A 924-nucleotide genomic window follows, 5' to 3' on the forward strand; every position below is an offset into this window, starting at 1 on the left:
CGTCCTTGTCGGTGATGGTGGCGGTCAGCGTCACCAGATCGTCCGAGCTCAGGCTCGTCGCGTCATCGGGGTTGGTCGCGTCGGGATGCACCACGGCGCGCAGCTGGTCGAGGGTGACGTCACCATTGGCGGCGACGCTGACTGTGAACACCAGCAGGTTGGTGGTGGCCGTGCGGCCTTCGACCACGGTGCCGTTGAGCGACAGGTTCACCGCTTCGCCGGTGGCCGTGTCGGTCAACCCCGAAGCCCCGGCCGTCATGCCCAAGGCATAGGTCAACGTGCCCGCGCCATCAGCGCCAAACGCCGAGTTGAAGTTGGCGGTAAAGCTCTGGGTGGCATCGGTCGCCAGGACCGTTTCGTCGACCGTCAGTATTGGCTCGGTGCCGGTGGTGGTGCTGATGCTTGGCCCATCGTCCTCGAACACCAGGTTCTGGCCGATGTTGAGGGTCGCCTGGGCACTGTCACCGTCCTTGTCGGTGATGGTGGCCGTCAGGGTGACCAGATCGTCCGAGCTCAGGCTCGTCGCATCATCGGGATTGGTCGCGTCGGGATGCACCACGGCGCGCAGTTGATCGAGGGTGACGTCACCATTGGCGGCCACGCTGACCGTGAACACCAGCAGGTTGGTGGTGGCTGTGCGGCCTTCCACCACGGTGCCGTTGAGCGACAGGTTGACCGCTTCGCCGGTGGCCGTATCGGTCAGTCCGGAGCCGCCCGCGACCACACCCAGCGCATAGGTCTGTGTGCCTGCACCATCAGCGCCAAACGCGGAGCTGAAGTTGGCGGTAAAGCTCTGGGTGGCGTCGGTCGCCAGTACCGTTTCGTCTACCGTCAGTATTGGCTCGGTGCCGGTGGTGCTGATGCTCGGTCCATCGTCTTCAAACACCAGATTCTGGCCGATATTGAGGGTCGCCTGGGCACTGT

Annotated in this window: 1 protein-coding gene; it reads right to left on the reverse strand. The window is 64.4% G+C overall.

The annotated features are described in order from the left end of the window. Window positions 1–924 (reverse strand): DUF5801 repeats-in-toxin domain-containing protein (locus tag PMI30_RS31855; protein WP_008014604.1); only part of this gene is annotated, 924 nt, incomplete at both ends.

Origin of the sequence: Pseudomonas sp. GM50 (assembly GCF_000282375.1) — a bacterium.
Taxonomy (GTDB): domain Bacteria; phylum Pseudomonadota; class Gammaproteobacteria; order Pseudomonadales; family Pseudomonadaceae; genus Aquipseudomonas.